Below are 21,120 nucleotides of genomic sequence, written 5' to 3'. Positions count from 1 at the left end.
TTTGTTAAACAAAAGTATTGATATTAGATACTTCGTGTAGTATAATGTGATATAAGGGGAGTTGAAAAACACTCCCTAAATATCTCGTTATTAAGCAAAAGTATTAAATAAACAAAAGAGTGGGAGAGTAGAGTATAACGATGGAAAACAAACAACGAAATAACAATAACAATAACAACAAGAATAAACACAGTCGTCCAAAACGACAACATCAAAGTGTTAAGCCAACTCGCAATGGTGAGAAACCTGTACAACGTAGACGAAGAGTTACAGTTGACAGAGATGTAGAAGTGGTAGTAGTAAGTAACTGTCTTGGAGAGTTCTTCTATGAAAACCCACGTATGTCTATGATTATTGACTTACAACACATTGACGATGAAGAGTATATCACTGTAGGAGACCTTCGTACAATCCTTAACTCAAATCGTAAGATTCTTGAAGGATTCGATATTCTTATCACAGAGGTACTTGACGATCGATACACATTAGACGATGTTCTTACATTCCTTGGATTAGACAGAAAGTACGAAGAGTACTATTCGCTAACTGGAAAACGCAATGGCAAAATGGCAGAAGTAAAAGATATTAAAGACTTCCTTGTAAAAGCACCAGCTTTAACTTTTGACAAAGTAATGGAAACTATTGAGCCAAAACTTCGAAACAAGATTATTGAAACATCTGTGACGCTGTTCAAGCTTAAAGAGTTTGGAGATTACAATAAGATGCAGACTATCCGAAAGTATGTTAATAACGATGATATTTTCGATGATGCAGAAGAAACAGAAGTTGAGAATGATATTTACATTTAATGGGAGGTGTTGCTAGTGGCAACTCCTTTTTCATCTATTTATACTAGATTCCTACGTTTAGTAGATGATTATGAATTGGCTTTACCGCCTGAAGAAGAATTAAATGAGATTCTATTTGGATTCTTAGACATGGCTAGAAGTTTATACTTCCCTCAGTGTAAGAAGGATTTAGAATCGATAACTGAGCAAGATGGCGTTGGAGAATTCGCAGAGGATTTAACATCGCAAGAGCAATACATCCTAGCATTAGGAATGGCTAAGGCTTGGATTTCACCAAAGGTAAAGAATGCTGACTTAATGTCTAAATCAATTGGTGATAGGGATTACAAGGCTGTACAAGGTACTAGCTATATTAAAGAACTATCGAAGCTTGAAAAGCAAATTGAAGATGAAGTTGATGATTACGCAAGAAGATATTCTTGGAAGAACTTCTCTACGGAGGATTGGTAATCTTGACATATTCATCTGCTTTTAGAAAAAGAATGCTTGCCAAAGGTGGGACTGCATACGACAGAAGACTGTCAAATGCATCTAGAGACTTTCAAAATTGGTTTGATAATGCTCTAGGAAGAGAATTAGTAAAGATTGATGGAGTTGAACAATATGCTGTCTTTCAGGATCAAAACCAAAACAACAACAAAGACCTGTCGGATGATAAGTACATTGTTGTAGAAAAGACAAGCAATATAGAAGTAGGCTCTTATGTAGAATGGCGAGATAGTATTTGGATGGTCTTCACAGACGAGAACAAAACTATTCCTACCCATAAACAAGCCAAGGTTAAAGAATCTAACCATATCATCAAATGGATGATTGGCGATAAGATTTGTGGTAATGGCGTTGGTTATAATGCATATATCCAAAACCAAACATTGTACACACTAGGGGTATCTACCAGTGGTAATCACTCTTGGATCGTTAATGCGAAGATGATGATGTATCTTCCTAATACTGACGAGAGTAGAAACATTAAAATTGGTCAGCGTATCGTTATCGGTGGCGCTATTTTCCAAGTAATGTTTAAAGACTATGTATCTCGTAAAGGTCTAATAAACTACCTATTAGAACAAGACTTCTATGCAGAAGACAGAGATAACTTAGAATTAGGAATTGCAGATTATTACCCTGCTATAAATTCCGACACGAATCAGGAAGTAGAAGAACCTACTGTACCTGAATCTGAAAAGGTAGTAACAATCAGTGGTGCTGATAAGGCACGAATTGGCTCAACTCAAAAGTTTGAGGCTAGTGTATTCCAAGATGGAACTGCTCTATCAGAAGGCATTGCTGAATGGACTATCGCTGATACTGAGGCGGTAGCAACAGTTGTGGAGCAAACTGAGAAGTACATCACTATTAGAATCGTGAACAACTTCCAAAAAGTAGGCTCTGTTATTACTGTAATCGGTAAGACTGCCGATGGAACAATTGGTTCTAAACCTGTGAATATTATAAGTCCATACTAAGAGAGTGAGTGAGATAAGTGACCAAAGAAATTAAACGTGGTAAATCAGCCATGGAAAAGCTAGGCGAGTACAAGATGGAAGTCTTGAATCGCATACTAGCAGATGATGACCTAACAAGGCTAATAGCACATGATTCACCTAACGCTTTGTTTAGACCAAGTGTTGAAGATACTTTCTCATTAATGTATGACAGAGTATTTCCATATAGATTTGTTCCTGCGCCTGTAGAGGTACAAGGGACTTACCTAACTTTAGGTGTCAATGGTTTTAGAAGAAACCAAGAAGGTTTCAAAGTATATGATGACTATCAAGCTGGAGAAATATACTTCTATTTCTTCACTCATGTAGATTTAATGAGAACTGATAGTGGAGTTCGTCAAGATTTAATGCTTGCTAGAGTTAGCGCATTATTTGATGGAACTAAAGGGATTGGAATGGGCGAACTAAAGCTTCGTTACGTTAATGAACTATGGATGCACAATAACAAGTTTGGAGGTTACTCAATAGCCTTCACGATCACAGACTTTAAATAGTTTGAGAGGTGGATGGAGTGAGAGTGGATAAACTGAAGTTGTTAATGGGTAGACCTATTCTAGCCAACAAAGAAAATAATATAGTGGTGAAACAGCCACTTATTAGTGAAGTAGTTGACTTGGGAGAAGAGACTTATAATAAGCTTTTACTTCCATATGTCATAACAACAGAATCTATATTCGGTGGATTGGATAACGAAGAAGAGTTGATGCAACAGTATCATGTCTTCGAACTATTCTTTATTGAATTATCAGATGGGAAGAGTTTGTTGGACAACGTGTTCGGTGAGAATGCGGTGGATACTCTAGTGTCAAGCCTAGGGTATTTCTTACAAACTGATAATATCAAAGTTTTAAAGCATCGAAAGAAGCTTGTGGTCGATGAGAATTATCTAATTGATAATGATGAGTTTGACAATATTAGAGTTGTCATTCAAACAGTTGTCGGCAGAAAAGACTTAGAGATTGAAAAACCTCCTAAAAACATGACTCCAAGACAAAAGGATATTTGGGAGAAACTCCAAAAGGGTCGTAGAAGACGAGCAGAAAAAGAAGCAGTCTATCTACAGGATATGATTAACTATACAGCCTTTGGAGGACAAAGCTATATCCCACTTGACCATATCGATAAAATGACATACTACCAATTCCAAAATGCATATAAAAGCGTTATGGGTAAGGATGCATTCAATGTCGGCATGAGTTACAAACTTAGTCAGAAATTTGAAGTCAAAGATGATATCAAACACTGGTCAGATTCATTAAAAATCGGAAAGTAAAGGGTTTATCCCTTTATTATAAATAATACTTTAAAACAAAAGTATTGACAAAAATTATAACAAAGAGGTGCATGTTAACCATGGCATTATATGGTATTAAAGATTGTGCAAACCTATCTCTTTTTGACTTAGGTACTGGCGCTCCAGCTTTGCACACAGATTACGCAAACGTATCAACAAACGAATGGTCTTCAGAGCGTGTATACGCTAACTCTAAAGGTACTCGTGCTATCGCATGGGATTACGATCGTCAATCAACACTTGCTGTTGAGATGGAAGTATTCGACCTTAAATGGATCGCTTTAGTTGCTGGTTCAGAATTAAAACAAGGTGAAACTAACGTTGCTAAACGTGAAGTTGTACGTGTAGGTTCTACTAAGAAAGCTACATTAAAAGGAACTCCATTAGAAGGTTCTGTACAAGTAGTTCGTGTTGGTTCTGACGACATCGAGCATATCGGTGAGCCTTTAGACGAGGTTGCTGGTGGAGCATCAGTTGTTAATGCTAACCAATTCAAAGTGGCTGGTGCTGAAATCACTTTCGCTACTGACGCTGTAGAAGGCGAGTCTTACGCAGTTTACTACCTAGTATTAGACTCTCAAGCTAAGACTATCACAATCTCTGCTGACAAGTTCCCTAAGAACTTCAAGATTATTGCTGACGCATTAATCCGTGAGAAAGAAACAGGCAAGGATGAATTCGTTCAAATCGAATACGTAAACGCTAAGCCTCAATCGAATTTTACGATTACAATGTCTGCAACTGAGCCTACAAACTTAGCTGTAACATTCGATTTATTCCCTAACAAAGATAAGGAAATCGCTATCTACAAAGTGCTGGGGGAGTAACAGACATCGGCATTATTGGTGTCGATGATACTGCTTATCTAGAAGTATATTAAACATCTAAGAGTCTCTTCGGAGGCTCTTTTTATCTTTTTGAAGGAGGGTCTGTGCCTTGGCATATTCAAACGTAAATATTGCTAAGTTCGATGCTACAGTACCTGTTATCATTAAAGATTACCACTCCAATATGCCAGTTAAGGCATCCTTCAGAACTGTTAATATGGGAACTGCTACAGCACTTGCGCCTAAAGGTGAAGTTGCTAGTGAGTGGGTTCAGTGTGACGAAGGGTTTACTATCGTTAACATTCTAGTGAATAGTTCAAAATCAGATGGTTTAGTAACTTTCTATTTTGAGTGGTCTATGGATGGCACAAACGTTGATGGTAGGACGATGATTTCAGAGATTCAAAGAGTTGATTTCAATCACCCATCTGCTCCTATTAGAGCAAGATATTTCCGCATGATTGTAAGAAACGAAGACTCTGTAGCGCAGGACATTGAGTCTTACGCATATTTAACTCAATAAGAAAATAAGGGGGCAGATTAGTTTACGCATTAAATTGTATGTAGATTAGTTTGCCCCCACATTTTTTTGTATTCAGAAATAATCTTAATGAAATCCAAGTTTTATTAAGCAAAAGTATTGATGTAATTTAAATAAAATATTATAATAGAAGGGAGTCATTTTTGTGACTACAAAATATTTAGGCGATGGCATTTGGGCTAGACGTACGAACCTAGATGCTTCAGATATTATGATGCCTGTGGATGTACAGAGTCATCACCAAGACTACACTCAAACTCATAATGGGGTAGTATTAGCACCTTCAACTGGTCAAAGCGCTGGCGTAGGCTGGATTAACGTTGAGGGATTCGATGAATTAGCAGTTCATGTATACAGTACTGTTGGAACTGCATTTTCTATTTACATTGACTGGTCGTTCGATGGAGTATCTCAACATGGCACAGATGGCAGTGTTGTTAGTTCAACAGGTCAATATAAGTCAGTCGCTTCTAGTGTAAAAGCTAAGTATGCGAGAGTAAATATCTTTAACAATGCTACAGATGCGCCAAAAACAGTAACAGCGTATCTAAATATGAAAGCGTAAAGGAGGGTTATCATGCCATTTAATGCAGACGATTATACAAAAGCACCATTTGCAAATGGGTTAATGTTTGACCCAGCAACAGAAGAAACTGAGATTCTTTATGTTCAAGATGAGTTAAAAGACATTGCTCAAGAGATTGGTCAAGAATCTTACTCTATGGAATTACAAACTGTATACAACTCTTATCCTGATCGATGGGATAAAGGTGAATGGATCAATGGTGATACTGCAGAATTCTGCTATTACTATCAGCCACAACCAGTAGAAGAAACAACAGAAGAACCTACTGAAGAAGAACAACCTGTAGAAGAGGAAACACCAGTTGAAGAAGAGCCTCCTACAGAGTAAGGAGGATAACAAGTGATACTTGGTGAAAATAAGTCAGCTTTAAAAGAATATAGAAAAAATATACTTCCACCCTTTGATAATGAAGGGTGGACAACCAATACAGGGTTCTCACCTACAGACCTTTTTAGAGAAGGTTACAACATGAGTTTTACTGCTCCTCAATATCAAGGAGTAAATATCTATCTTCCTGACTTTCTTGCAGGAAATGTGTTTTCATTATCTTGCGAGTACGCAGAAGGGATTTCTCCTTGGATAGAAATTATCTATCAACCAGCAGGAGGTTCTAGTCCTGTCTATAGAGGAGTAAATGCTAAGACTACTAAAATCGAGAATTATGCTATCCCTAAAGGAGCAACTGGCATCAGAGTAAAGATGTCCTCTACTGCTACTGGCAGTAACTTTGTACTGTTTAAGAATGTACAGTTAGAAATAGGTAGTGAATGTACTAAGTTTGAAGAGATGCATGAGATGAATGCTACTGCTAAAAAAGGAATTGTCTTTGATGGCACATCGTCTTTAACAATAGATAATATGAACAGCTTCTTGTCTGCTGAGAGAGATTTCTCTATGCAAGTCACATTTACTCCTAAAAAAACTGGATTACAATCTACGGAGGGTATGCTTTTTGGTTGGTCAGGATGGCATGAAGGGTTTATATACAATGCAGTAGACCAAACGGTTAGAACTCAAATCCACTATAAGGACAAGTCTACAGGGACAACTAGTAGGGTAGTAATTACAGCGCCAGTTCCATTTGGAAAAAGGGTAACTGCAACCCTAACCTATAGGTCGTCTGATAGGGAGATATCTTTATATATAGATGGTGTCTTAAAAGGAAGAGCAACAAATCACTACGCTGTTAACAAGTCTACTCATGACTTTACCACATATTCAACAGCGTTGACTATGGGCGCTCTCTACAATCTAACTTACAAGTATGTTGGAACAATAGAACGAAGCAAACTTTGGAATAGAACACTATCAGATAAAGAAGTGCTAGAGGATTCTAAGGTGGGACTAGTTCTTGATTATGACCTTACAGAACAAAAGGTTCTTTCTTCTAACCCTGTAGACTTAGTCAGTGGAAATACTACTACTGTCAATGGCGGTAATGGTGCTAAATACTGGCAAAAGCTATCTAAGAAATCTCCTCGTAAAAACTTGATGCCTAAGAATGAGCATAGCGTTGAATTCGATCCATCTTTGCAGATGGGCAATCAGTTAGGAAGTCTTGTATATAAGAATATTGAAGTTAGACCAAATACAACGTATACAATATCATTGGAGCATGCTGACACTTCAGTATTTGGAAACTTCGCTATCATGACGCAGAAGAGAATGACTACTGGAGCAACTCATAATGGTGTTTATGGTGATATTGTAAATACTTCAAATGGAAGACAGATTGCTGGTACAGGAAGAAGCTTTGCAACCTTTACTACGACAGCAGATGAGAGATATGTTTCTGTGACGACAGGGAATTATACACCAATGCCAACCAAAGCAGTCTACAGAAAGATTCAGTTGGAATTAGGCTCTGTGGTTACTGAGTTTGAGTCATACAAGGTTCTAAGTAAGTTAAAAAGAAACCTAATACCAAAGTCTTCTGTTAAAAGCTATCCATTTACTTTTACTCGTTCAGGATTGCTAACTACAGATTTAGAGGTACTTATGGCTAATCAACCTCAGATTACTCGTGATGGAATTTATGTAGGAGATGTTAGTAAAAACATACTTCCTAGCGATGTATCCAATAAGGATATTTGGGGAAGAGGTGGAACAAAAACTTCGGTAGATAAAGTTTTAGACATCGCTCCTCCAATAGCTGGTCTCGATGTTTATAAGGTTCATCTAGAGAGTGACAGTTCTACTCCTTATATCAACAGTCAGAATCAAATTAGTACTCCAAATGTATTATATACGATTTCATTTTGGATATATCCATTAACACATAATAATATTCGTACAGGATTGCGTGGCGGTGGAGGTACTGCTACAGATAAGAAGTTTGAGAATCTAACAATGAATGCTTGGAATAGAATCGAATACGCTTCAACTGCTGTTAGTAATATCAAGCCTATCATCTATATTGAGAATGTGTTGAATAATGATTTCTATCTTGCAGGAGTTCAGGTTGAGCAGAAGAACTATGCTACACCTCCAGTGATCGGAGAGCGTAGAAAAGAGAACCTAGCTATCACTGATGCTGGAAGATTCATAGATAAAGAAAGAGGCTCTATAGAAATGGAATTAATTCCATTAGGTGGAGAGACTGTTCAACTTGGAGGAGAGAATTGGGGATTACATGACCTTTCCTGCTATATTGCTGGGGTTGGTGGATTTATAATTCGCAGAAGCTACTCCAAGGCTAACAGAGTTGAGTTTGTTATAGTCAGTCCAGTAAGTGGAATCAATCTCATTGGGTACAAAGATGATGTAGCTTGGAAAAATGGCGACACAATCAAGTATAGAATGGATTGGAATAAGGCTAATAACAAAGCTGTGTTGGCGGTTAACGATTCTAAGATTATTGATGTTGGTAGTATGATGAAGACATTTGAAGATTCATATAAATACTCTTTAAACGTTGGGAGTAGAGGGGCTGTTACCGAATCCTATGGATGCGGAAATGCTATTTACAAGAGCCTTATTATCAGAAATCGCAATGGCGAAACAACGTTTAGATTATAGATTAGGAGGTGCATCAATTAGTGTTGCAAGAATTAAATAAGCCCTCTATAAAGAGGGTTAGAAAAAACTACATTCCACCATTTGAAGACCCAGCTTGGAAGAAGGCTGGGGATGCAAGAGATATTGTAAAGAATGGTTATGAAGTTACCTTTGCAAGTGTGGATAATACTAGATACGTAGGAATGACATGTTCTCTTCCTATTTCATTAGCAGGGAAGAGAATATCAATCTCTGTTCAAGAGATAAGAGGTTTGGGTGGAGCAATTCAACTTAGTTGGTATGTGGATGGAGTTATAACTAATAAGAATGTTCAGTTTTCAAACTCCAACAAGATGGAGAACATAGCTGTTCCTTCCAATATAACAAGCATCTTTTTTAAGATTCAGAACAACTCATATTCCTCTGAGACTTACTACTATAGAGGTCTTCAGGTAGAAGAGGGGATATACGCTACAGATTTTGAAGAAATGTATATGGATGGCGCTAAAAGCTTAACTGAATTAGTTCCTAAGAAGAATATCTTTGATGGGCTAATTGAGGATGGGAACATCAATGCCAGCACTGGAGTAAATGAAAGTGGTGTAAATAAGAGAAGTGTAAACTACATTCCTGCCAAGCCAAATACAACTTACACCATGTCAAAGGATACAACTTCAAACTGGAATCCTAGACTCTTCTATTACGATAAGGATTTAACACTTATCACGACTCTGCTTAAAGGTGATAGTGCTACTGCTATACAGTTTACTACGCCACCTAGGACAGCTTATATTCGATGGCATGATTATGCTACTCCTTCAGGTACTAAGGTACAGATTGAAGAAGGTAGTATGGCTACTCCATTTGAAGGTTATGAATTAGTAGTAAAGCCAAAGTCAGGAAGATTAGTTCCCCAAAAGAACTTAATTCCTAATACAGATAGGTTTATCAATTCTGCTCAAAATGCTTACTTGATGCCTTTATACACATACTTCCTTGTAGGCTATAATCCTAGTGCGACAGACTATGTAACTGTAAAAGGAAAATATGAATTAGAGTTAGTCGCATCTGCAAACAACAGAGATGTAAGGATAATCATTCCTGCAAAGCCTAATACAACTTACAAAACATCTTGTGAGACAAATGGAGATATCCATCTATTCTATCTAGATGCAAATAAGAGTACGATCACTCAGACTTATAACACTATAAGTGCAAACGTGTCAGGTACTACTCCTTCAAACTGTGCGTATATTATGTTCTCACTGACAAATAGAGGACTAGGTGCTGGCACTTTCTACTTTAGAAACTGGCAACTTGAAGAAGGTGTTAATTCTACTCCATTCAAGACATTTAAAGAGAGCAATAAGTCAGCACACTTAGTCCCAAAGAGAAATATGCTTAATCCTGAAGCTTGGGTCACTGGTCGAACCTTCGATTCATCATTTAAGGCTCAGGGATATAGATTAAACGGAGACAGCTTGATTATCATATCAAGTATAAATGGTATGGTCTCTCAGGTAGTAGATGTGAAACCAAATACACTTTATACAGTCTTCCATGATAGTGATAACGATGGTAGAAGAGGTGTATATATCTATTCTATGTCAGGAACAGATTTAACGCCTTCTGCAAAAATAAGTCCTAATGTTTTCAACAGTGGGAACAATGATAAGGTTATTATAGGAATGTACAAGAGTACAAGCGCTAATGACCTTGCTGAAATTGATATTGTCAAGCCTATGATGGTAGAAGGCGCTACAAAGGTTGACTTTGAACCCTTCGCATTCGCTAATGAAGCTGATAAGCTAGTGCCTAAGAAGAATATGCTTCCTTCTTTAAAATACTGGTCACGAACAGATGGAAATGCTGTTATCTTATCAGATTATGAAGGAGAGATTAATCCTGTAAGTAACTACACAGGATTCAAGTACTCAAATTCTATAGGGCTAAAGAGAGACACTCTTTATACTCTTAGCATTGATGAAATAACTCCTAACGCTGTATGCTTTATTGCATATGCAGATAGTACTGGAACATATAGATATACAACTGTTAATTCTGGAACTCTATCGAAATCATTCTCTATTCCTGCATCTGCTCAGTACTATTGGTTGGAAATGCATTTCCAAACTAATAGAGGGAAGGCTCGTTTTAAAAACTTCATGCTATATGAAGGAGGTACTCCAAGTTCTTTTGAACCTTTAGAGTACGTTCCTGAAGTTAAGAAGAAGTTGGTTAAAGCGCCTTATAAGAAGCGTTCAGTTGACTTCAAACGTGAGACTTCAGAGATTTTAGATGGGGTTTATTACACTCGTAACTCTCCACGCCTTAAAGATGGCGGTATGTTAATAGAAGAGTACACTTCTAACGTAGCTAAACAGCGCAGTGGAATTGCTTCGGGAGCAAGGGCTTTGGTATCGAAGTTAGATGACTATACGCATCGAGTATTCTTTGTTGCTGGTACTAATACTACTGATACTAGATTCACAGTTCCTTGTACGCTTGTAAGAGACAAAACTTACACTTTCTCCTTTGATGTAGAAAAGGTGGGTGGAGCAGATAGTTCATTAAGAATCGCCATTGACCCTGTAAGTGGTACAGTCGTTGACACTGGTACTATGAAAAATGGTGAAAAGAAACATATGTCATCAACCAAGACAATGACTTATGAAGGTACTAATGGGATAGGTCAATCTATTAACTTTTGGTCATGGGTAGATAATACTGAATGGATTATCTCTAATATCCAAGTAGAAGAGAAGCCATTTGCTACATCGTGGACTGATGGTAATAGGAAGTCTGAAACTGCGGAAATTCTTAATCCTCAACTCATTATGGATGGTCAGAAAGGTTCGATTGAGATTGAATGGTCTGCTGATATTGTGAAATCAAAGAACAAAGGATACTTCCTCTTTGACACTACCAACAATAGAATGTTCGTAAACTATGATGTTACAGTCAAGAAGCTTCAAGTTTCAATGGGAGGAATGGGACTCGTTGTAGTAGATGAGACTTATATTCAAACAGACAATAAGCTGAAGATTGAATGGGAATATCAAAAGTATGTAAATGTTGATTTGAATGGCGTACAAGTTAGTAAAACTACTACAAGTGGTTTTTCAACAAACCTAGGTAGAATGTTCATGGGTACTAGATACTCTGCAGATTCAGGATATCTAAATGGAGTTATGAAAAAGTTCGTGATTAAAGATAAAAATGGAAATGTAACCTTCCAACTTTAATAAAACATTAAGCAAAAGTATTGACATATACTTTTTCTTTTTGTATAATAAAAATAAAGATAATCAAAAGGAGGATTGTAATGCCAAGGTATATCAGATACTTAGAAAACAACGAATGGAAGTACGCTTCTGTTAAAACAGTTGGAGACTTGGCTCTGCTTAAAACTGAGAATAAAGAAGATATAGTATCGGCAATCAATAGCTTGATTGATGGTGGCATCCTAGAAGTAGTACAGGATAAGATAGACCAAGTTCAGAGCGATGTTGATATTGTTACATCTGACGTTCAAAGTCAATCACAAACCATTAAGAATCAGCAAGAACTAATAGACCTCCTAAATCAAGAGCAAGAGTCGTTATCAACTAAAGCAGATGAATTGAAAGCAAGGCAAGACCAAGTTGTCTCTGACCTAGATGAAGCTAAAACTGAACTACTTCAGAAAGCTGACGTTGATTATGTTGATGGTCAGTTAGTGAAGAAGGTAGATGCTTCTGTTCACCAACAGAAATATGATGAAATCGAATCAGAACTTCGTGAAAAGGTTAACCTTGAGCAATATCAGCAAGAGTACGCTGGGATCGTAGAAAGTCTTGAACAGAAAGCGAATAGCATAGACTTACAATCTGTCGTAGATAGCGTTAACGAAGATATCACAAATCAAACAGTTGAGGTTGATAAAGCTAAAACAGATATCGTTAACTTAGATAAAAAGGTTGATACTACAAAGTCTGAAATACTTACTACTATCGATACAGTTCAAGCTGATGCAGATGCCTTAGATGCGAAAGTAACTCAACAAAAGGCTGACCTAGAATCGAAGATTACTGCTACTCAAACAAAAGCAACTAATGACTTAGCAACTGCTAAGACAGAATTGAATAATGCTATTGGAACTGTGCAATCTGACGTTGATACGCTTGAAGGAACAGTAGCTAGTAACAAGCAAGAATTAATCAACAAGATTAACTCTGATGTAGCAACTACTAATGATTTAATTGAGGAAGTCGAAGATAGAGTTACACAGGCTGAAACCAATATCACTAACGCCAATACAGAGATTAGCAATGCTAAGCAGTCTATTACTAATACTCAAACAGACTTGAATACAACTAAGCAAAATCTGACAAATGTTCAGAATGACTTGGCTGGAACTAAGACTGATTTAAGTAATACTAAGACTGATTTACAAGGGAAGATTAACACAGCTAATCAATCTATCACTAACCTTAGCAACTCTGTTGATACAAAGATTGGAACAGTTAACTCAGATATCGAAGGTCTTAAAACTAGAGCAAGTGGAATTGAAGGAGATATCACTACGATCAATCAAGAAATTGATGAGACAAAAGGTGAACTATCCACAACAATTACCAATCTTTCAAATGTAGACGGTAGACTTGCTGAAGCTGAGACTAAGGTGGTTCAAAATGCTGAGGGATTGACAACCAAAGTTTCTCAAGATACTTATAACGCTGATAAGTCGGCTACTGATGAGAGATTGAGTACTGCTGAAACAACTATTGAACAGCACTCTGAGTCTATCAGCCTAAAGGCAGAAAAGACAGATGTTTACAATAAAACTGAAACTGATACAAAGTTAGGCACAAAAGTAGACTCTCAGACTTTCAATAATAAGGTTGCTGAGATTAAGGTTACTACTGATGGTATTAGTCAGAATGTAAGTAATCTACAACAGACTACGAATGGTCACGAGACAAGACTTCACAATGCTGAAACAGCAATTGACCAAAACGCTGAGCAAATTGCACTCAAAGCCTCTCAAGAAGACTTTGACTCATTGAGTGGAGATGTTCAATCGGCACAGGCTGAGTTAGTGGTTCAAGCTACAAAGATTGCTTCCAAGGTTGAAAAGACTGACTATGATGCTTTAGAAGGAAGAGTAACTAATCAGCAAGCGACTGTAGAACAGTTAGCTGACTCGATCACGCAGAAGGTAGAGTATAGTGATTATGATGAGTTAACTCAACAGGTTTCAACTCAAGAAACAAGTATCCTACAGACTGCTTCTCAAGTAGAAATCCTTGCTACTAAATCAGAAGATATCGATGGAAGGCTTACTAATGCTGAAGCGAGTATCACAACTCAGGCTGGGCAAATTGCTTTAAAAGCTACCCAATCTGAAATGGATTCTGTTAAGGGAAGAGTGACTAAAGCAGAAGGCGATATCACTGCCCAAGCTGGACAGATTGCGCTTAAAGCAAGTCAATCTGAAATGGATACGCTAACAGGTCGTGTCTCAACTGCAGAAGGTAAGATTACTACACAGGCTGGACAAATCAATCTTAAAGCTGAAAAATCTGACGTTTATACGAAAAACGAGACTGATACAAAATTAGGAAGCAAGGTTGACAGTTCAGTATATAACAATAAGATGGCTGAGATTGACCTTACAACCGATGGAATCACTCAGAGGGTTACAGCTACTGAAGGTGAGATTGATAACGCTACAGGTGAAATAACTAACCTTAAAACAGATGTTTCTACATTAGAACAAACTGCTACTCAGATTCAAACAACAGTAAGTGGAATTCAAGACGATGTAGAGGGTATCGATGGTAGGTTGTCAACTGCTGAAACTCAGGTGACTCAGAACAAAAACGCTATTGCGCTTAAGGCTAGTCAAACTGATTTAGATACAGTGACAGGAAGAGTAGAAGATGCTGAGGCTCAACTGGAAGTACAAGCTGGTCAAATCTCTTCTAAAGTAGAAAAGACTACTTATACTACAGATAAGAATGCTATGCAACAGGATATCAATTCTAAGGCTAAGCAATCTGATTTATCTGCTTTAACAACTCGTGTTACTACTAATGAGTCAAACATCACCCAAACTGCTGAAGCTATCACTTCTAAAGTAGAACAATCTGATTTTGATACTTTAAGTGGAACTGTAGCGACTCAGGGAACTACAATCGCCCAGCACTCAAATCAAATTGCATTGAAGGCAGAAGCTTCTAATGTTTATACAAAAGGCGAGACTGATAGTAAACTAGGTGGCAAGGTTGATAATACTACTTATAACAATAAGATGGCTGAAATCAAACTTACTACAGATGGTATTAGTCAAGAAGTAACTAATGTAAAAGGCACAGTCAATACTCAAACTGGTCAAATCACTCAGTTAGACCAAGATATCTCTAGTGTTGACCAAAAAGCTGACAGTATTCAACAGCAAGTAACTTCTCTTAGTACAACCGTTGACGAACAGGGTGAGACAATCTCATCCCAAGGAACATCAATCACTCAGTTAAACCAAAGTATTGACTTGAAAGCTGAAAAGAAAGATGTCTATACTAAAACTGAAGCTGATGGGAAAATCAACACTGCAGTAAGCACTGCTAAGTCTGAGATTCAAGTTACTACAGATGGTATTAAACAAGATGTTTCCAAGATTAATACAACTCTAGGAGACCATGATAGCAGATTGGTAAATCAACAATCTTCTATTGAACAGCTTGCAGATTCAATCTCACAGAAAGTTGAATACTCAGAGTATGACCAAACTACTCAGCAAATGGCTGTACAAGAGACAGAAATTCTTCAAACTAAATCTGATATTACCTTACTTGCAAATAGAACTAGTCAATCAGAGGATAGATTAAGTGTTGCAGAATCAAGTATTCAGATTAACGCAGATGCCATTGAATCTAAGGTTGAACAGACTGACTTTGATACCCTTAAAGGAACTGTTACAACTCAAGGAACTACAATTGCCCAACATGCAAGTTCTATCGCCTTAAAAGCAGAAGCAAGTAACGTTTACACGAAAGGCGAAGCAGATTCTAAATTGAGTGGAAAGGTGGATAATTCAACATACAACAATAAAGTTGCTCAGATTGAATTAGACATCGATGGAATCACACAAGAGGTATCTGATATCTCAAGCGATTTAGATACAACTAAATCAAATGTATCTACGGTAACTCAAAAAGCGAACAGTATTGAGCAGTCTGTTAGTTCTTTAACTAATACTGTTGATGAGCAAGGAAGAACAATTTCTAGCCAAGGGACTAGCATTACTCAGTTAAATAGTAGTATCGCATTGAAGGCTGAAGCAAGCAATGTTTATACGAAGACTGAGGCTGACAATAAAGTTTCAACTGCTGTGAACAATGCCAAAGCTGAAATTAAAGTAACAACTGATGGGATCAGTCAAAGTGTCTCTAACGTAGATTCTAAGATTAATAATATGCAAATTGGTGCAGGGAACATCTTAAGAAATACAGCTATTAAGAAAGATGCCTCTTACTTTTCTCTTGGAGCAGGAGTAACGAGAGATACATCATTCCTGAATAAAGGGTTAAACACATTTAAGTACGATGTATCAGGACTAAGTGGAGACGCATGGAGAAGTGCCAACCCTACTCTTATTGAAGCGAAAGAAGGGGAAGTATTCTCAGCTAGTGCAGAGGTTTACATTCCTACAGGGCATGGAATCGATGGTAATTCACCTACTCTTGAAATGCAATTCTATAAAGCAGATGGAACGAGAATAAGTGCTCTTGCAACTGCAACTTCAAAGCCTAGTTTATCGAAATTAGACCAATGGCAAAAGGTTACTACAGAAAACATTACAGCGCCAGTAGGAACTGTAAAGGCAAATGCTAGGGTTTGGTTACAACGCAATGGTAAGCTTTGGGTTTCTCATTTAATGATGGTTCGTGGGACAAGGGTTACTGACTGGTCTCCAAGTTTCTTAGATACAGATGCACAGTTTGATTCTGTAAATCAAAGTATCTCTAACGTAGACCAAAAGGCAGATAGTATCTCGCAAACAGTATCTAGTTTAAGTACAACTGTCGATGGTCAGGGAACTAGAATTTCTAATGCTGAAACTACAATTGGTCAGCATACGACCTCTATCAATCTTAAAGCGAATGCAACTGATGTTTATAAAAAGACAGAAGTAGATTCAAAGCTTGGTGGAAAAGTAGATACGACAACTTATAACAACAAGATGTCTTCGATTGATATTGACATCAATGGTATTAAGCAAACAGCTTCTAATCAACAGACTACTATTAATGATATCGATGGAACAGTATCTAGTCACACTAGTCAAATCTCGACGCTTGACCAAAGAGCAGATGGATTTGATTTAACTGTCCAAGAAGTTCAAAACGATATTGGTGGACTTGAGGGTAGAGTATCCACAGCAGAAACTCAGATTACTGCTAATAAGGATGCGATCGCACTTAAAGCAAGCGCACAGTCTGTTTCTGATTTAGGAACAAGAGTTGGCACTGCCGAAGGTAAAATCGAAGTTAACGCCAATCAAATTGCTCAGAGAGTAACGAAGACTGAGATGGATAATGCTGTCGGTGTTAATAGATGGGTTGCTAGTAAATATGATATGAACTTAGGTTCATCATCTGCAGTTCCTGTATTTTCGCATATTAAAGGCAAGACACCTAGTTTAGTTATTGATTATGACGATAACTCTAAGCTACAACCATTTACTGGTGATTATTATGTAGGTCATTACTTTACAAATATCTATATGAATACAGCTAAGACAATAAACTTGAGTGTTACCAACGATGATGGAGCAAGCATCTTCTTAAATGGCGGTAGCATTATGGGAAGAGGAAGCAACACAACTCCTCTAACTGTGGCGGTAGCGTTCAGAGCAGGATGGAATACAATTGAAATCCTTCACTATGAAAACACTGGTGGAGAGAGCGTTAATCTAGGTCTTAAACTATCTGATGTCGTAGATAAGATGACTTCAGTAATTGGTGTAGGAGATAAGAATGAGACACGATTAACTCAAGCTGAAACTTCTATTATTCAGAATGCAAGTGACATTGCACTAAGAGCAACAAAGACTGAAGTAACAGCGATGGGCAATCGAATCTCTGATGCAGAAGCTTCAATCACCCTTCATACTGACCAAATCAATTCTAAGGTGTCTCAAACTGATTTCAATGCCTACTCTCAAAAGTTAACAACTGCAGAGTCTGATATCGTTCAGTTAAAAGATGAGATTACTCAAAAGGTTAGTACAACAGATTACAACCTTTTAAATAATACTGTCAAAGACCAGCAAACGCTAATTCAACAATTGAATGAGAGCATTGCGTTAAAAGTTGACGAGCAGATTATTGATGGCTTAGACCAGCGTATTACCGACTCTGAAACTCAAATCTCATTGACTCAGGATTCAATCTTATTAAAAGCTGAGAAGACTGAACTGGATGAGGTTACTGGTAGATTGTCTGATGCAGAAGCTTCAATTGAATTGCAAGCAGACCAAATCACTCAACGTGTAACTAAGACTGAATTTGCAGACCTGACTATAGGTGGAAGACAGATTCTTAGAAACAGTGGTAAGTTCAAAGACTTGACTTATTGGGCATTATCAAAAGGTTCAGGTGTTACTGGATCATATGCTTTAGTAGATGATTCTACTTATGGGAAAGTTCTAAAGGCTACTTACGATGGTGGAACAAGTTGGTGGGTACTACAGAACTCTTTATACACTTACTATCCACAAAAGTTTAAGGCAGATAAAGAATATACTACTACTCTGATGATTAAGTCTACAACTGATTTCAGTTTAACTTATATGGATGGTAATGGAACAAACAATGTATTTGATTACTCTTACATTGATTCTACTAACGGTGAGTGGAAAGAAGTATCCTTCACTCAAAAGGCTAAGATTGTAGGTAATCAACCAGTACTCTATCTATCTAAACGAGATAATGCTGGAGAGATTCAAATCGCTTGGATTAAATTGGAAGAAGGTAGTAAATCTACTGGATGGGGATTGAGTCCTGACGAGGTTAAAGGTGATTTAACTGCGCTTGGAGATAGAATGACAAGTGCTGAGACTTCTATTACTCAGACTGCGGAGTCTATCACTCTTAAGGCTGATAAGGCTACAACTTACACTAAGAGCGAGATTGATGGTCAGATTGATGCTGTTGAATTACAGATTTCTAATCAGGCAACTCAGATTCAACAAACCAATGAGTCTATCACTTTAAAAGCCAATAAGACTGATGTCTACACTAAGACAGAAGCTAGTAATCTATTGGCTGGTAAAACTGATAATTCAACGTTCAATGCATTAGTTACTCGTGTGACAAATGCTGAGTCAAGCTTAACTGTGGCGAACGACAACATTGCCACTAAAGTTGCTCAGAGCACATTTGATGTATTAAATGACAAGGTCTCTCTAAATACCGATTCGACTAACTATAATCCTAACCCTTCATTTGAAGGAAAGAAGAACACTTACTATACGAGTGCTACTGCTTTCGCTTCTACAGACGCAGGAGTGCCTTCAGGCGCACCTAAGAACTTCGTAGGAAGACAGAGTAATAGAGACAACTATATCAATGATTACTTCTCTGTAAAAGAGGGAGATAAGTTTATCGTAGAAGGATGGGTTGCTAGTACAGATAGTACTCAAAAATTTGGTCTTGGATTGCATACTAATGACAATGCTGGCACAGGAAACACTTGGCTTGTTACTGGTCACGTTGGAAATGGCACTGGTACTTGGCAATATTTCAAACAAGTATACACAGTCCCTGCAGGGAAAACAAGAGCAAGATTCTTCTCTCAAATCAATGCATCCTCAAGTTATGGTAACTGGTTCTTCACTGATGTACGAGTAACTAAGGTTACTCCACAAAGTCAGGTAGATGGATTGGAGACTAAGTTAACTTCGATGCAGACTACTATCGACCAAACATCTAGTGATATTACATTAAAGGCTAATAAGTCAGATGTGTACACGAAGAGTGAGGCTGATGGGAAAGTAACGACTGCGATCAATGATGCAAAGGCTAGTATCAAAGTTACAACTGATTCTATCGCCTCTGATGTATCAACGCTTAAGTCTACTACAACGACTCAAGGTCAAACACTTACTAGTCAACAAACATCTATTAACCAGCTTAATAGTTCAATAACTTCTAAGGCTGAGAAGACAGATGTTTATACGAAGACTGAGGCTGATGGCAAGATTAGTACTGCTGTCACAAATGCAAAATCTGAAATCAAACAGACCACAGATAGCATTACTAGCACTGTGACAAGCGTTAGTAACAAAGTTGATGGTATTTCAATTGGTGGTACTAACTTGGCTCGTGGTACAGGTACTGCAAAGACTGCTACAGGTACAGGTGGAACAAACCAAACATCTAATCTTTACGACATAGATTTCAGTCTTGTTGCAGGAAGAGAGATTACAATTTCATTTGACATTGTCTCATCGGTAAATAGTGGTACTGCTATAGTTCAGTGGAGTGGAACTCCTTGGGGAACGTTGAGTGGAACTGTTGCTGTAAGTACAACTAAAAAACACTTCTCTAAAACAGTAACTCAACCTACAGATGGAACTGCGAAGAGTATCCAATTACGACTAGACAATTTAACTGGAACAGTAACTATCTCTAATCTTCAAATCGAATTTGGAAACAAGGAGACTAGCTGGAAACCAGCAATCGAAGATACTAATGGACAGCTAGAGTCAATGGCTTCGCAAATCAAACAAACTGCTGATGAAGTATCTATCAACGTAGTTAAAAAGGATGGAGTCCTAGCTTCAATCAACGCTTCTAAAGAGGGAGTTAAGATTCAAGGTAGTAAGGTTGATATCGAAGGGCAAGTAACATTCTCTTCATTCGATAACTCTACAAAAGAGCGAATTACTGCAACAGAATCTAAGGTTGAATCAACTACTAAGAATACTAATGAGAGTGGAATATCTTCAGGTGCTAAGCCTCCAACTTTCAAACGTGCAACTACAAGGGATTACAAAGGTAGAACTTATGGAGTTGACCAGCCAGTTTACGACATGAATGGATTAGTAGTTGAAAGTTCTCAAGGTGAAACATTTAAGATTCCTACTGATAATGCTGTATATGTTGAAGAGGGTACAATCGAGACTGCATTCTATGCGATCGAGGCTGGTAAAAACCAAACTTTAATGTCTATGGATTACTCTTCAGGAAGCAAGATGGTCTTATCTTTAACTAGCACAAACCAAGTGAAACTAAGCATTGGTTCAACTAGTGTAACTACCCTATCTGACTTCGTTAGAGCAGGAGATAATTTCAGAGTGGCAATTAAATGGTCTTCAGCGACATTGTCTTATAGCTTATTCATAAATGGAGTTCAACAAGGAATTCAGGCTTATGATAAAAACGCTCTTGGAAATATCAATTCAGGAGAAACGATAGACGTTGCAACTGACTGTAGAACCATTATTAAAGGATTGAGAATATCGAAGAAAGCTAGACTTGATAAAGAACTAGCATAACATTCAAAGGAGGTAAC

At 37.6% G+C, this 21,120-nt stretch carries 12 protein-coding genes; all 12 read left to right on the top strand.

Annotation, left to right across the window (positions count from 1 at the left end; all coding sequences use genetic code 11):
• The first annotated feature begins 290 nt into the window (after positions 1-290).
• Complete coding sequence (locus AC4NPH_RS25415; RefSeq protein ID WP_491939135.1) at positions 291-809, top strand: hypothetical protein; 519 nt, start codon at positions 291-293, stop codon at positions 807-809.
• Positions 810-824: 15 nt separating this feature from the next.
• Positions 825-1,259, top strand: a complete 435-nt coding sequence (locus AC4NPH_RS25410; protein ID WP_491939233.1) for a hypothetical protein — start codon at positions 825-827, stop codon at positions 1,257-1,259.
• A 2-nt stretch (positions 1,260-1,261) separates the two neighbouring features.
• The gene (locus tag AC4NPH_RS25405) at positions 1,262-2,275 is read left to right on the top strand and encodes a hypothetical protein (RefSeq protein ID WP_491939133.1); all 1,014 of its coding nucleotides are present in this window, start codon (positions 1,262-1,264) and stop codon (positions 2,273-2,275) included.
• Positions 2,276-2,292: 17 nt separating this feature from the next.
• Positions 2,293-2,808: a hypothetical protein gene (locus AC4NPH_RS25400; protein ID WP_491939131.1), complete on the top strand. Its 516-nt coding sequence runs from the start codon at positions 2,293-2,295 to the stop codon at positions 2,806-2,808.
• Positions 2,809-2,831: 23 nt separating this feature from the next.
• The gene (locus tag AC4NPH_RS25395) at positions 2,832-3,587 is read left to right on the top strand and encodes an AMP-binding protein (protein ID WP_491939130.1); all 756 of its coding nucleotides are present in this window, start codon (positions 2,832-2,834) and stop codon (positions 3,585-3,587) included.
• A gap of 80 nt (positions 3,588-3,667) precedes the next feature.
• Positions 3,668-4,435: a YomU family phage tail tube protein gene (locus AC4NPH_RS25390; RefSeq protein WP_491939129.1), complete on the top strand. Its 768-nt coding sequence runs from the start codon at positions 3,668-3,670 to the stop codon at positions 4,433-4,435.
• Positions 4,436-4,544: 109 nt separating this feature from the next.
• Complete coding sequence (locus AC4NPH_RS25385) at positions 4,545-4,958, top strand: hypothetical protein (RefSeq protein ID WP_491939128.1); 414 nt, start codon at positions 4,545-4,547, stop codon at positions 4,956-4,958.
• A gap of 163 nt (positions 4,959-5,121) precedes the next feature.
• Positions 5,122-5,541, top strand: a complete 420-nt coding sequence (locus AC4NPH_RS25380) for a hypothetical protein (protein WP_491939126.1) — start codon at positions 5,122-5,124, stop codon at positions 5,539-5,541.
• A gap of 12 nt (positions 5,542-5,553) precedes the next feature.
• Entirely contained in the window at positions 5,554-5,889 is a 336-nt protein-coding gene (locus AC4NPH_RS25375; RefSeq protein ID WP_491939125.1) for a hypothetical protein, read from the top strand.
• A 12-nt stretch (positions 5,890-5,901) separates the two neighbouring features.
• Positions 5,902-8,580 carry a LamG-like jellyroll fold domain-containing protein gene (locus AC4NPH_RS25370; RefSeq protein WP_491939123.1) on the top strand — a complete coding sequence of 893 codons (2,679 nt, stop codon included), beginning with the start codon at positions 5,902-5,904 and terminating at the stop codon, positions 8,578-8,580.
• A 20-nt stretch (positions 8,581-8,600) separates the two neighbouring features.
• Entirely contained in the window at positions 8,601-11,804 is a 3,204-nt protein-coding gene (locus tag AC4NPH_RS25365) for a hypothetical protein (RefSeq protein ID WP_491939122.1), read from the top strand.
• Positions 11,805-11,884: 80 nt separating this feature from the next.
• Positions 11,885-21,103: a hypothetical protein gene (locus tag AC4NPH_RS25360; RefSeq protein WP_491939120.1), complete on the top strand. Its 9,219-nt coding sequence runs from the start codon at positions 11,885-11,887 to the stop codon at positions 21,101-21,103.
• Positions 21,104-21,120: the final 17 nt, after the last annotated feature.

This window comes from Priestia sp. MDV22-iso46 (assembly GCF_058629175.1).
This window is presented reverse-complemented; position numbering and strand designations above follow the sequence as displayed.